Genomic DNA, 14,986 nt, shown 5'->3' with positions numbered 1-14,986 from the left:
ATTCACTTGAGTAATTGAAACAGGATGACCTGCTATCCAACCTATCGAATAGAGCACTAACTCTTTCTACCTCTACCTTTTTTTTCCGGAGCCTTTTCTGCTAATTCCAGGCATTCTTCAAGGGTCAGTTCAGCGGCTTCTTTATCTTTAGGTATCTTGACATTCTTTTTCCCTGCTTTTATATAGGGACCATAACGACCATTAAGCACCTGAATGTCCGGGTTTTCCTCAAACACTTTTATATATTTATTGGCATCGGCTTCACGTTTGGCCAGAATCAGTTCTGTAGCCCTTTCAGCGGTGATAGTGTAAGGATCATCTGTTTTTGGAATGGAGACAAACTTACCGTCGTGCTTGACATATGGTCCAAAACGTCCAATAGCCGCCTGCATGACTTTATCTTCAAACTCTCCTATTTCTCTCGGTAATTTGAATAACTCCAACGCATCTTCCAGCGTGATGTTTTCGATAAACTGCCCTGTTCTCAAACTGGCATATTTCGGTTTTTCTTCTCCCTCTTCTTCTTCTCCTAACTGCACCAGCGGCCCGAACCTGCCTAGCCGTGCCACTACTTTTTTGCCTGTTTTAGGGTCTATGCCAAGTTCCCGTGAACTTGGCACTTCTGATCGCTCAATATTCTCCGTGGTTTCTACTTTGGTGTGAAAATCACCATAGAAATCTTCAATCATCTTATCCCATGGCTTGGAGCCCTGCGCAATTTCATCAAACTCTTTCTCCACTTCAGCAGTAAAGCCAAAGTTAGTCACATTGGGAAAGTGATCTACCAAGAAGTCATTAACTACCATTGCAATATTGGTAGGAAACAGTTTATTTTTCTCAGTACCAGTAATTTCGGTAAGCACTTCTTTTTTTATCTCACCTTTACGCAGTGTAATGGAAGCATATTGTCGTTCCTTACCTTCCCGGAATTCTTTCTCTACGTAATTCCTTTTCTGGATAGTAGATATGGTAGGTGCATAAGTAGAAGGACGGCCAATTCCCATTTCTTCCAACTGTTTTACCAGGCTTGCCTCAGTAAAACGCGCAGGAGGCCTTGAAAACCCTTGACGGGCCTTCATAAAGTTTAAATCCAACACCTGTCCTATCTGTAAAGGTGGTAGCATGCCTTTCTGTTCCTCCTCATCCTCATCGTCTGTTGATTCAAGGTATACTGACAAAAACCCATCAAACTTGATCACCTCACCCGTAGCAGTAAGTTTTTTGTCTACTGTAGATATACCTATTTGCGCTGTAGTTTTTTCTATTTGAGCATCAGCCATCTGACTGGCAATGGCTCTTTTCCATATCAATTCATAAAGCCTGACGCCATTTCTGTCGGCAGAAGGCTCTGTAACTCCAAAGTTGGTAGGTCGAATAGCTTCGTGAGCTTCCTGCGCAGAGGAAGACTTGGTTTTGTAATGCCTAACGTTTACATATTCTTCTCCGTAACCTGATTTTATCTGCTTAACAGCGCCATTGACAGCTTCATCAGACAGGTTTACCGAATCTGTCCTCATGTATGAAATTATACCACCCTCATATAATTTTTGAGCGATTGACATGGTCTGGGCTACGGAAAAACCAAGTTTTCTACTTGCCTCCTGCTGCAATGTAGAAGTAGTAAAAGGTGCTGCAGGAGATTTTTTTGTTGGCTTTTTCTGTAAGTCTTCTATCGAAAATTCAGCGCCTTTACATGCTTCCAAAAAAGCTATGGCTTCTTCTTCCGTTGCAAACTTACTACTGAGCTCTGCATTCAGCTCTTTACCATCCCCCAAGTTGAACAAAGCTGTTATTTTGTAGGACGATTTAGCCTCGAATTTATCAATTGCTCTTTCTCTCTCTACCACTAACCGTACAGCTACAGACTGAACCCTTCCGGCTGACAGGCCCGTTTTAATCTTTTTCCACAAAATAGGTGAAAGCTCAAAGCCTACTAATCTGTCCAGCACTCTTCTTGCTTGCTGAGCATTTACGAGGTCTAAATCTATGCCCCTTGGACTTTTGATAGCATTGTCAATTGCATTTTTAGTGATCTCTCTAAAAACGATGCGCCGGGTTTTAGTATCCTCAAGATCCAAAGCCTCCTTTAAATGCCATGAAATAGCTTCTCCTTCACGGTCATCATCACTCGCAAGGTAAATAACCTCCGCGTCTTTGGACAATTTTTTGAGTTCCTTAATAACCGTTTTTTTATCAGCCGTTATTTCATACGTCGGTTTAAATCCATTCTCTTTATCAATGGCCTTATCACCCTTCGGCAAGTCCCGAACATGGCCATAACTGGAGGTCACTTTATAATCCTTTCCCAAATACCCTTCTATGGTCTTAGCCTTTGCGGGTGATTCTACTATCACTAAATTCTTTGCCATTCGCTTTGTGCTGATCGTATGAAAAATTCAAATATCAAGAAAAAATTTAAGAATAAAATTATGCGGACTGCTTAAATAATCAACTGACATTTGTTATTCTGACGAATACCCGACTACTTGCACTGACAATTTTTACTATGGAAAAAACACTCTTTCTTCTAAGACACGCCCGAGCAGCAGAAAAAACGGCTGAACAGCAAGACCTTCAAAGAGAGCTAAACTCTGTAGGATTGCAGAATTCAACCCGGATGGGCATAAATTTCGAAAAGAATAATGTTCATTTTGACATCATTATTACCAGCCCGGCGGTTAGAGCTAAGACTACGGCATCATTGGTGGCTGAACAAATTCGTTATGATACCAATAAAATACATGTGAATGAGGAAGTGTATGAAGCATCACCCAGAACATTGTTACAGGTCGTCAACCAACTGAAAGATGAATGGAGCACGGTGTTGATCGTAGGACATAACCCTTCCATTACTTATGTATCAGAATATCTGACCAATGATGAAATCGGCAATATAACCACCTGTGGTGTGGTGAAAATAGCATTTGATATGGATTCCTGGAAACAGGTTTCAGAGGGTACAGGAAAATTAGTGAGCTACGAATTCCCTGATTCACTCAATTTTTAATATTGAAGTGAATAACGTTTCAGGCTACTTTATATATTTTAATCGGCTTCTCCCGACCTTTCACAGTGGTTTCTATGCATTCTTCATATTGCAAATTGCTATTTTCTATACCTTTTGCCACAGTTTCAGAAATTAATAACTGTGACTTGTATGTTTTATTGAGTTGCTCTATCCTGGCAGCTGTAATCACCGTATTACCGGTAATAGAATACTGTTTCCTTATTTCCGTACCCACATTACCCGCTACTACCTGGCCGGCATGCAGACCTATTCCTACCTTTGTTTTGGCTATCCTGCCTGAGTTGCTGCGCTCGTTTACCTCCTTTAAAATCTCGGCTGCGGCTGAAAAAGCATTTTGAATGTCATTCCCATGAGAAACCGGAGCCCCGAAAGTAGCCATAAAACCATCTCCCATAAATTGGTTGATCACACCATGATACTTTGAAACTATTTCGATCATAAAGCCAAATACATCATTTTGATAAGCGATGATCTCTTCTGGTTTTTTCTTTTCGGCAAACGGTGTAAAGTCACGAATATCAAGAAACATGACACATACGAATTTGCTAATATTTTTTACCTCCTGGTCTTCTGATAGTAAAGCGTTGGCAATTTCATCAGATACCTGTTGCCCAAGTAATTTTTTTATCTTCTTCTCTGCAGATGCTAATTGGGTTTTAGTGGTTTCCAGATTTAGATAAGTCATCTTCAGTCGTTTATGAGCACGACGTTTAGACAAAAAAAGCCAGTAAAACATGGCTGCCAGAATCGATAACACTATTAAGCCCAGCAACAGGCTTTGCTTAAAAGACTCTTGACGATCCAGTTCAGCATTTTTCTGATACAGTTCCATTTCACCAAGATCGTTCTCCTGGACCAACAACCTGATTTGTTGTGCTTTGTTTTGTAATTCAATGGAGTCCATAGCCTGACGCCTCTCCTCTTCTACCAAACGTGTATTCAGGTCCGCATAAAGCTTATAGTATTTCAATGACTGATCATAATCTTCCTTTTGCTCAAATTCCATCGCAAGCGTTCTGTAACGGTCTGCCGTCTCTATGATATCATTTCTTTCTACTTCCGGTTGGTCTTTGACCGATGGCATTTCTTGTACAGTAGTCATACTTGTTGACTGTTCTGTCGCTTGCGGCTGAAGCGTTTGTATTTCCTCAAAAATCTCTTCCAATCCCTGTTTGGACTCCCTGGCAGAAAGCGTATCACCGAGTTTTTCATAGTTTTCAGTTGAGATCTGGTAAAATGCCAGTGCCTCGCTATATTTTCCATCAGCTTTATTAAGTTCAGCTATTTTTGTTTGTAGCCGGGCAATTTCAGTTGCATCCCCTTTGTTCCGTAAAAAATTAATTGCTTTTGTGTACTGCTCTACCGCCTTTGAATAATTTCCCTTTTTCTCATACATCCTACCCATTTTTAATATGGTTGATATCCTGAGATCAGAGGATGCCGCATTGATTTTCGATCCAATATTCAGTGGTTTTAACGTTCGCTGAATAAAACCACTTTTGGGAGGTTCGATAGCGTCGATTTTATCTAAGAGTGTAAGTGACTGATCCATCAACTCAACATTTTCGAGCAGTTGCGCATCCTCATAGGCCGCCTTTGCACTACTTCTAGCCTGGCTATACTTTTCCTGATTATATAAGGCTTTACCAAGGTAAAACAAGGCGTTGGTCTTCAGTGGTCTTTCATTTTCAGGCACAAGCACATTTTCCTCCGAAAAAACAGTCTCTGACAAACTGACGGCTTGTCGTGCATATTTTGCTGCCTTCTTATCATCTAAATCCAAATGGTATGCGGCAAGGCGCGTAAGTCCTTCCAGTTTATTTATGCCATAAGTCTTACTTACCTCCTTCTCAAGTCGCTCAATTTCCGTAGGCGTCTGACACCATACATATGGGCCGACCATTACTAATACAACTAACAAAAGGAAAAAGTAAAGGAAACGACCATCCATCCAATAGCTATCACTCATTTTTTTCTGAGTTCTAATTCTTTATATCTTCGCAAGGTTTGATAAATTAAAAAAACTTTGAACTATATAGAAAGTCTTATTGTAGGTTTTGCTAATTGGATATGGGGTATTCCACTATTAATACTTCTAATGGGCGGCGGTCTCTTTTTCGTCTTTTATTCCAGATTTATCCCATATCAATATTTTTTCCATGCTATTAATGTACTCAGAGGAAAGCATGATAACCCCAATGAAAAAGGGCAGATCAATCATTATCAAGCCCTGTCCACACAATTAGCCTCTACGGTTGGAATGGGTAACATCAGTGGTGTGGCAGTAGCCATGGTTACCGGAGGCCCTGGCGCTATTTTTTGGATGTGGGTAAGTGCTCTTGTAGGCATTGCTACTAAATATTTTACCTGTACGCTGGCTGTTATGTACCGGCACACCAGCGATAATAACAAGGTCTATGGAGGACCGATGTATGTCATTCATAAGGGATTGAACAAGAACTGGAAACCATTAGCCTACCTTTTTTGCATTGCCGGTACAATAGGTTGTTTACCTATATTTCAAGCCAACCAGTTGACCCAGGTGATACGGGACGTGCTAATCATACCAAATCATATTGAAAGCGGTTATTTTCAATTCTTAGGGTCTACTGCACGTATGTCCGACTTATACACTGGCCTGGCATTGACGGTATTAGTAACCGCAGTGATCTTTGGAGGCTTGAAAAGAATTGCAGCTGTAGCCAGCCAGACCGTACCCATTATGGTCGTATTCTATTTTTTCATAGTTATCACCATCCTTATATTCAACCTGTCTGAAGTGCCGACAATGTTACGGCTGATTGTCACTGACGCCTTTACAGGAGATGCGGTACTGGGAGGTTCCATGGGTGCCATAATAATAGCAGGCTCAAGAAGAGCAGCTTTTTCAAATGAAGCCGGTATTGGCACCGCGCCTATAGCTCATGGTGCGGCAAAAACTGACGAGCCTGTCAGAGAAGGTTTGGTAGGTATGCTAGGACCTTTTATAGATACCATTATTGTATGTACGTTAACGGCCCTGACCATCATCTCTACCGGGCAATGGGAGAAAAAGATAGATATTGGTAAAGAACCCCTCATCCTGTTAGATCATAAAATCAACGAAAATATTCACAGTATCACCATCCAGGCGCTGGAGCAGGAGGAAGGACAAAAGTTAAGCAGTAAAATCTCAGGTGTTCCCGTGCCTGTAACATTGGTCCAGCAAAAAGATAGTATTTTGCTTAACGTAGCTGGTATTGATGCAGGTGACAGCATTTCTATCAGTACACTAAACCTTATAAGTACATTACCCATAAAGCTTTCTCATAGTATAACCGAAGGTACTATTGATGTTGTCATCAAAGAAAACCAGAGCCAGGGGGTGACTGTAACAGCTAAAGCCTTTGAAAGCTCTTTTCCCGGGTTTGGCAGCTACATTCTATTGGTATGTATTTTATTTTTTGCCGTAACCTCCCTTTTTAGCTATTCTTGGTATGGTAGCAGGTGCCTGGGGTATATGATCGGAGAAGAAAAGGCACATTACTATAATTACTTTTATATCGCTACCATAGTGATAGGGGCAACATCGTCACTTGCGTCGATCATAAGCTTAATAGACGGGGCATTTGCCGTTATGTCAATTCCGACAATTATATCCACATTATTGCTCTCGCCGAAAGTCAGAACAGCTACTGTTAAATACTTTTCGAATAAAAGTAATTTGAGTAGTTAGGCATAAAACATCCGATTTTTAATAAATAAAGCATTATATTTTAACTATCTGGTTACTTTTACCCGCGATATACCATGCAAGTTTAAATGATGTATCCATAGAGTTTAAAGTCTTTGCCCTGTTCCTAAGTGTTGATGAATGAACGGTCATTGAACTTTTTTCCAAAATTATTAGTCAACCAACACAATGAAAAGATTTACACTACTGGTCATTTTACTCTGCCTGAGTTCGAGTTATGTTTTTTGCCAGGGATGTAGTGATGCCGGTTTTTGCAGTATGGGTGCCATGAGACCCAGCCAAATCTACAGCAAAGCCATCAACTTCAAATTAAGAGAACTCGAAGTCAGTTATTATCAAGGGAGCACCAAGCTCACGCCTACCATTAACGCCGCAACACTCGATTTTAATTTCGGCATTACAGATAAAATGACCGCACAATTAAAGTTACCCTACATGTGGGTAGATGGTAGCCTGGGAAAAACATCCGACCTTGGAGATGTTTCTTTCAGTCTTACACGAAATATGTACAGTACGGAAAACTACCATATCAATGCGACTATCGGAGGTAAGATTCCTACAAATCAATCTGATATAAAGGATGGATCTAATGTAGAATTTACCAATGGAGTAGATGAACGTTCATTACCCATGTATTATCAAACAAGTTTAGGCAGTTACGATCTCGTTTTAGGGGCCTCCTACATCAGCAAAAAATGGATGTTTGCTACTGGTTTTCAATTTGCTTTGACTGAAAATGAAAACTCTTTTGATCCTACACACTGGCCTAATTATCCTTTCCCTGAGTATATCAGAGAATACGACATAGCCACTAACTTGAAACGAGGAACGGACTTTATGGTACGTGCTGAAAGAGCTTTTCATTTCGCTAAATGGGATATTAGGTTAGGTGTATTACCTATTTTCAGAATTTCCAAAGATGAAATTGACAATGCAGCGGGGGAAAGAATTAAATTAGACAAAACAACCGGGATGGCGCTGACAGCCATAGGGAATGTAGCCTATCATTTTAATACACAGCACAGTGTTAAACTAATGTACGGACTCAAGATAACTGACCGGGACGTTAACCCTGACGGGCTAACAAGAGATGATGTAATTTCAATTGCTTACGCTGTCCGGTTCCAATGAGGTTCTTTTATATCGCCACTTTATGTCTTATAACAATTGGTCAGTTGCCAGGCCAGGATTGCTCGGAATTAAGCGCTCTGCTACAGTCAGGTAAAATTGAAAAAGCTTTTAAGCTCACTGAATCACTCCCACCTTCATCGCTGTCTGCTTGCAACAATCTAATAGGCAGGGTCTACTTGCGCAAGGGGCGTTATGACCTGGCCGAAAAATATTTCGACAAAGCATTAAAAAATGCTGCACCTGACACCGAGGAAGCTGCGGCCAGCCTTAATAACCTGGGGCTCGCCTATAATAGTACAGGAAATAAAGAAAAAGCAAGGGCTTTTCTGGAAAGGGCGCTAGCCATTCGTCTCGAAACCTTCGGAGAGAACGACGAACGCACAGCCGCTTCACTCAATGATCTTGGCTTAATAATCACTTCTGTTAATGCAGATGAAGCACTTGATTATTATGAAAAGGCGCTTAAAGTGTATCGTCGCCTTTACGGTGATCAGCACCAGAAAGTTGCTCAATCATTGTTGAATACAGCGTTGATCTATGCTGAGATCGAGTTTTTTGGGGATGCTGTCAATAATTTGAATGAAGCACTGGCTATATGGAAGTCTCTTTATGCAGAAGGTCATCCTAATGAAGGGATCATATATAACTATCTGGCTGAAACGAGTCTTACCATGGGACAGCAAAATGATGCACTGGCTTATTTTGAAAAAGCACTGCAAACATATATTAAGCATTATGGAGAGAAGCACCCTGAAACTGCCTATATCTACACAAAAATAGGTAACTATCACAATGCAGCAGGTGATTTTAAGAAATCCCTGGACTTTTATCAAAAGGGGTTGATCTCCAACGCCCCCAGCTTCAACGATCCTGATATTGATCAAAATCCGGCATCAAAGAACTTTTTCAGTGCCAATAATATGCTAAGTACACTCTACTTTAAGGCCAGGGCTTTGATGGATAAGTTTTATGTTAAAACAAGGAAATTCGGGGACTTAAAACTGAGTCTTCAAACGCTTTACACTTGTGACAGTCTGATCGATAATATCCGGCAGCTTAGGACAAGTGAAGCTGATAAACTGGAATTAGGACGGTCCGCTGCCTTGGTATATGAAATGGGTGTGGGGTTATGCATAGCCATGACAGAAGAAGCAGCTAAAAAGCGACAGTATTTTGAGCAGGCATTATACTTTGCCGAAAAAAGCAAATCAGCTGTATTATTAGAGGCTATTTCAGATGCTTCAGCCAAGTCGTATGCCAACATACCAACAAGCGAAATTGAAAAGGAAAGCCAGTTAAAGTCTGACATCACTTTTTATGAACGAAAGCTTTCCGAACAGAATGAAGATATGGAAAGTGTGCAAAAAAAACTTTTCGAACTGAACCGTACTTATGAAAGCTTTGTAAAACGTCTGGAAACCAATTACCCGGACTATTACAATCTGAAATACAATGTAAGTATGCCCACGGTAAGTGAATTACAAACTACGCTTGACGATAACACATTAATATTAAGCTATTACCTGGCCGAAGAAACAAAACGCATTTACACTTTTATGATAAGCAAAAATGATTTTGAAGTGTTTAATGTGGCACAAGACGAAAACTTCAAAAGATACATCAATGGACTGCGTAACAGCATTTATTTCAAGGAAGAAAGTGTCTATGAACTTACGGCCACACAGCTCTATAAAACGTTAATACCTAAAAAACTCCCAAAAGGCACTCAAAATGTCGTAATAGTGCCTTCCGGTCAATTAGGTGTGGTACCTTTTGAAGCATTATTGAGTACACCTCCTAAAAATGTTGATTATTCCTCTTACCCTTTCCTGATCAACCGATATTCGATCAGTTATCAATATGCACTGGCGTTATACTATCAGAACGGTACAACTTCTTTTACTCCTAAAGGTAACAGTGCCCTATTGTGTGCGCCGGTCAATTTCGAGGAACTCCCGGACCTCCCCGGCACGGATCGTGAAATCAAAGAGTTAGTACAAGTACTCGAGAAAAAGGATTTCAAGCCAGATGTTTTGGTAGGCCCGGAAGCCAGCGAGAAAAACGTGAAAAGCACCACACTTGATCAGTATAATTTCCTGCACATGGCTACACACGGGGTGGTAGATGAATCCAGTCCGGAAGAGTCAAGGATTTTTTTAAGTACAGGCGGTGAGGATGATGGGAAATTATATTCCGCCGAAATCTATAACCTTCAACTTAATGCCTCTCTGGTCACGCTGTCTGCATGCGAAACAGGTTTGGGTAAAATTTCTAAAGGTGAAGGTATTATAGGCTTGAGCCGTGCTCTGATCTATGCAGGCGCACACAACCTTGTAGTATCTTTATGGACTGTTTCGGATGACTCAACCGCTGAACTTATGGTAGACTTTTATGATCACATTGATTCCCGGCATTTTGGAAAGGCCCTCAAACAGGCTAAGATGGATATGATCAAAAACCCGGAATATGCACACCCTTTTTACTGGGCCCCTTTTATTCTTATAGGAAACTAGTATCAAGTCACTGCTGCATTGCCTTTATTTTTCAATCATCATTTGCAATGAACATAACGGTTAACCAATAATAAGATCGGAAGTCAGCAACAAGCAATCGGCAAAAATTCACAACATATTATTGCTTACTGCTAACCCATCGAATAATGCTGGCACTTACAAACACCATGCATGATCTGATCTACATCGGACACATCATTTAATCATTGACGACACTAGCTACTCATAGCGTAACGAATCTACAGGATTTGCACGAGCAGCTTTTACAGTCTGAAAACTAACGGTAACAAAGGCAACGAATAAAACAGCACTCCCGGCAAGAATATAAGCCATAATCGGCATGGTAGTTTGATAAGCAAACGTATCCAGCCATTGGTCCATCAAGTAATAAGTGATGGGTACGGCAATAGCGGTAGACAGCAAAATAAGCTTAACAAAATCCAGAGATAAAAGATAAACGATAGCCGCAACAGAAGAACCTAAAACTTTTCTTACACCAATCTCTTTGGTTTTTTGTCGTGCCGTAAAAGAAGACAAGCCCAACAGCCCCAGGCAACCCACAAAAACCGCAATAACGGCAAAAGTGGTAAACAAGCCCCCAAACTTCTTTTCACTCATATACTGCTGGTTAAAATAATCATCCAGGAAGAAATACTCGAATGGATTCCCGGGAAATGCCTTATTCCAACTTTCATTGACATGTTTGATCACATCATCGGTATGCGCGCCGGATATTTTCATAGAATAAAATTCACCGTTGTAAGGTGTGCAATAAAACAATACGGGATCTAACGCTTTCTGAAGGGCTTCCTGATGGTAGTCATTAACCACACCAATAATTATACCTGACCACTGGAACTGATTGCTATATAAAGTCTGTCCTACCGCATCCTCCAAATTCTCATACCCTAGTAAATGAGCCACAGAGGCCGTAATGACCATGGCTGTGTCAGGATCATTTGGATAATCTTTTGAAAACGTTCTACCTGCCAGTACTTCCATGTCAAATACGTCTACAAAATCATAATCCATGCTATTGATCCGAACAACAATTTCATTTTCGTCACTATCTCCATACTTTTTAACCCCCATTTTGTATTCTCTTTTCTTCCCTGGTATGGTCAGGGAAGTAGCCAATGCCTTTATTTCCGGATTTTCCAAAGTACTGTTTCTAAAAACATCAATATTACTTTGAATAACGTCACGATCCCTTGACACTACTCCCGGACGCTCTACTACCAACACTCTGTCTATATCCATGCCTATGCTTTTGTTCATCATGAAGTTCAGTTGATTGTACACGATAATGGTACCTGCTATAAGTGCTACCGATGCGGTGAATTGGAACACTACCAATGATTTTCTTAAAATCGCACCTCCGCTGGATTTCTTCAGTTTGTTTTTCAAAACGCTTACCGGTTTGAATGAAGAAAGAATGAATGCCGGGTATAATCCGGAGAGCAAAGTACCCATAAACCAGAGAGAGACTGATGTCAAGAGAAACCAGGGAGCTAAAAGGTCCAACATGGTTAAGCCCATGCCTGAAAGTCCGTTGAACATAGGGAGGACAAGAACAATAATTATCAAAGATAATAGTAAAGCAATCAAATTTATTATCGCAGACTCCATAAGGAACTGCCACATGAGTTGGTTTCGCAATGCACCCATAGCTTTGCGCACACCTACCTCATTGGCTCTTTCCATAGCCTTTGCCGTAGAAAGATTGATGTAATTGATCCAGGCAATGATCAGTATAAATACAGCTATAACACCTAGGATATAAACGTTATCAGCTTTCGCATTGGGTTCAGCCTCTTCGGCAAGCCGGGAGTGTAAGTGGATACTTTCAAGTGGCTGTAGCCTGAGAATATCTTCTCTGTTTTGATCTGCCAACCCTGGAGAGTACTTATCTACCAGTGCCGGCAGTTTGCTTTCCACCTTATCCGCATCCGTCCCGGGACGTAATTCTACATAGACATACATATCCTCCCTTTGCCAACTAGCATCATAACGTGCCGGAGCCCAGTCACCACGAGCGATCAAAGTCTTGTAAGAAAAGAGAATATCAAATTTCAAGTGTGTATTTTGGGGTAATTTTTGAAAAACACCAGTGATGGTGCATAACTCATCATTATAATCATCATCACGGAGACGTAACATTTTGCCGATGGGATTCTCTTCCCCGAAATACATTTTAGCATATTCTTCGGATATAACAGCTGTAAAAGGGTCTGATAATGCCTTTTCCACTGAACCATATTTCAAAGAATGACCAAATAGGGGTAGGAATGATGAATCTGCATACAAAAACTTACGATGCTTATATTGAATAGGTCCGTTTGGTGCGCCTTCATAAGTGATCACCACATTATTTTTGTATCCCATGTTATAAAGGCGGGAATAACTGGTCACTTCCGGAAGCTCTTCGAGTAAAGCCGGCCCTACTCCGGGATAACACTCGGCACTCGAGATTGCCAGTTCATTATTCAAGTACTGGTCCAGCTGCACGCGATAGATATTTTCGGAGTTACGGTGCATCTTATCATAGCTCAGTTCGAACTGAACATAGAGCGTAATCAGGAGAAAAGCAGCCGTACCTATCGCCAGTCCTGAAATGTTAATCAATGAAAATATCCTGGTTTTAAGAATGCTTCTCAAAGCAGTCTTGAAATAATTGGTGAGCATGTAATTGAGTTTTAACGTGTTGTTATTAAACAGAGACTCGATCTTAGGCAAAAAGTTACATTTTTTTTCATAAAAAGTAACTGCCTAACAAATCTCCTGCAAAATAAGCAAGTAAAGCAGCCAGCCCTCCCAACAGAAAAGTTTCGAGCATACCTTTCCAATGAGAAGTAGCAGTCACCTCACTTTTAAGGTATCCTACAAGCATTAGGGCAATACCGGTAGCTACGCAGGAAATTAAAAACAAATGCCCTTTAAATTCAAATAAAGCAGATGTAACGTAAGATAACAGCGGAATAATACCAATAATATTGAACGACAAAAAAGTAGCTAATGCCGTTTTAAAAGGTGATTTGGTATCTTTTGTCATTTCAAGTTCTTCTTTCATCATGGTATCTACCCAAACATCCCTATCCGTTGTTATCACATCTACCACTCGTTCCAGCAATTCTCCTTTAAAACCTTTATTTCTATAGATATCACGTATCTCCTGAATCTCTTTATCCGGTAAATGCTCCACTTCCCAATATTCAATTTTTTTATGCTTCTCAAAATTGTCACGTTCTGCTTTCACTGAAAAAAAGTTACCTACGGACATCGAAAAGCCATCGGCAATAAGATTAGCAAAGCCAAATATCAACACCCAATAAATCCCTGCTTCAGCACCGGTAGCCCCTGCCACCACAGCAAAGGTGGTGATCGCACCATCTATTCCTCCATATACGAATTCAGAAATATAATCTTTGTTAAAACCCCAAACTCTATTGCCTGAGTGAAGAGATGTTTCTGAATGAACCTCAGTCATGGGTATATGGAAGATAAATCCCAGGAAGCGGCAGACCGATATCGTATAAATCCCTCGTTAACCGTAAGTGGAGATGGTATATTATTATGGTACAAATTTCCTGTACCAAGACCTTGATGGCCCTCCGCATTCACCTGAGCTGTAAATTGCGAAATAGCATTCAGTCCTATGTTAGATTCCAGTGCAGATGTGATCCACCAGCGGATGTCCAGGTCATTCGCCACCGATATCCATTCAAGGCTTGACTTTATACCACCAATCAACGTGGGTTTTAAAATGATGAACTGTGGTCGTATCTTCTCCAGCAATGCTCGTTTATCACCCATTCCGTTAATCCCGATCAATTCTTCGTCCAACGCAATGGGTACCGGTGAAGATCGGCATAATTGTGCCATCAAAGCATGCTGCCCGGGCGCAATGGGCTGTTCGATAGAATGCAAACTAAATTTAGAGAGCATTGAAAGTTTACCCATCGCTTCGTCAGGCTTGAAAGCACCATTAGCATCTACTCTTAGCGTGAGCTCTTTTTGAAAATATCTCCTTCGTACATATTCCAGAACATCACATTCCCTCTCAAAATCAAGAGAACCTATTTTCATTTTGATGCAATCAAAACCTTCAGCTATCTTATTTGCTATCTGTGAAAGCATCGATTCCACATGTCCCATCCAGATCAAACCGTTAATAGCGATAGGTTCCTCATCCCTGTAAAAACCATTGTCAAACAAACGTCTGACCCCGCCATGATTCAGGTCAAGCAGAGCTGTTTCTAAACTGAATCGGATGGAAGGCATTGAACTCGCCAACTGTGCCGAAAGCTGGTAAATATCATCAGCGTTATCCGGTAAGGAGTAACCTTCTAAATGATGGAGTATTTCTTCTAATTTGTCTTCAAAACCCTCATAATCATCGATACTCAGTTTTTTCAAGGGCCCTGCTTCACCAAGTCCAAAATGATCGGGCCGTTTTTCATCCCACACTTTGATCAACCAGGTATCTTTTTCTTTAAGTATGCCTCTGGAAGTGCCTGCATTGAATTTAAAGCCAAGAGTATATTTCTTATAAGAAGCCTTGAGCATATTATGTGATCTGAT

General features: G+C 40.8%; 9 protein-coding genes. 4 read left to right on the top strand and 5 right to left on the bottom strand.

Features of this window, described 5'->3' with window-relative positions; genetic code table 11:
- Positions 1-56: 56 nt before the first annotated feature.
- Entirely contained in the window at positions 57-2,369 is a 2,313-nt protein-coding gene (gene topA / locus FNH22_RS21555) for a type I DNA topoisomerase (protein WP_143400522.1), read from the bottom strand.
- Between the two features lie 137 nt (positions 2,370-2,506).
- On the opposite strand from topA, the gene FNH22_RS21550 reads away from it, so the two are divergent.
- On the top strand, positions 2,507-3,007 hold the full coding sequence (locus FNH22_RS21550; protein ID WP_143400521.1) for a histidine phosphatase family protein: 501 nt from the start codon (positions 2,507-2,509) through the stop codon (positions 3,005-3,007).
- Between the two features lie 19 nt (positions 3,008-3,026).
- Here the strand turns inward: FNH22_RS21550 and FNH22_RS21545 are convergent, their stop codons facing one another.
- Positions 3,027-4,997 carry an adenylate/guanylate cyclase domain-containing protein gene (locus FNH22_RS21545; protein WP_143400520.1) on the bottom strand — a complete coding sequence of 657 codons (1,971 nt, stop codon included), beginning with the start codon at positions 4,995-4,997 and terminating at the stop codon, positions 3,027-3,029.
- Positions 4,998-5,054: 57 nt separating this feature from the next.
- On the opposite strand from FNH22_RS21545, the gene FNH22_RS21540 reads away from it, so the two are divergent.
- The 3 genes from FNH22_RS21540 to FNH22_RS21530 all read left to right on the top strand — a co-directional run bounded on the left by FNH22_RS21540 (position 5,055) and on the right by FNH22_RS21530 (position 10,405).
- Positions 5,055-6,743 carry a sodium:alanine symporter family protein gene (locus FNH22_RS21540; RefSeq protein WP_143400519.1) on the top strand — a complete coding sequence of 563 codons (1,689 nt, stop codon included), beginning with the start codon at positions 5,055-5,057 and terminating at the stop codon, positions 6,741-6,743.
- A gap of 186 nt (positions 6,744-6,929) precedes the next feature.
- The gene (locus tag FNH22_RS21535) at positions 6,930-7,892 is read left to right on the top strand and encodes a hypothetical protein (RefSeq protein WP_143400518.1); all 963 of its coding nucleotides are present in this window, start codon (positions 6,930-6,932) and stop codon (positions 7,890-7,892) included.
- Positions 7,889-10,405, top strand: coding sequence for a CHAT domain-containing protein (locus FNH22_RS21530; protein ID WP_143400517.1), 2,517 nt, complete (start codon positions 7,889-7,891; stop codon positions 10,403-10,405). Before FNH22_RS21535 ends, FNH22_RS21530 begins: the two co-directional genes overlap by 4 nt.
- Positions 10,406-10,624: 219 nt before the next feature.
- Here the strand turns inward: FNH22_RS21530 and FNH22_RS21525 are convergent, their stop codons facing one another.
- From FNH22_RS21525 to FNH22_RS21515, 3 genes are all read right to left on the bottom strand, one after another.
- Positions 10,625-13,090 carry an ABC transporter permease gene (locus tag FNH22_RS21525; RefSeq protein WP_143400516.1) on the bottom strand — a complete coding sequence of 822 codons (2,466 nt, stop codon included), beginning with the start codon at positions 13,088-13,090 and terminating at the stop codon, positions 10,625-10,627.
- Between the two features lie 67 nt (positions 13,091-13,157).
- Positions 13,158-13,892, bottom strand: a complete 735-nt coding sequence (locus FNH22_RS21520; RefSeq protein ID WP_143400515.1) for a VIT1/CCC1 transporter family protein — start codon at positions 13,890-13,892, stop codon at positions 13,158-13,160.
- The gene (locus FNH22_RS21515) at positions 13,889-14,971 is read right to left on the bottom strand and encodes an o-succinylbenzoate synthase (protein ID WP_143400514.1); all 1,083 of its coding nucleotides are present in this window, start codon (positions 14,969-14,971) and stop codon (positions 13,889-13,891) included. Before FNH22_RS21515 ends, FNH22_RS21520 begins: the two co-directional genes overlap by 4 nt.
- Between the last annotated feature and the right edge of the window lie 15 nt (positions 14,972-14,986).

This window comes from Fulvivirga sp. M361 (assembly GCF_007097395.1).
Lineage (GTDB): Bacteria > Bacteroidota > Bacteroidia > Cytophagales > Cyclobacteriaceae > Fulvivirga.
The sequence above is the reverse complement of the archived record's forward strand: the minus strand, read 5'-3'. Positions and strand labels throughout refer to the sequence as shown.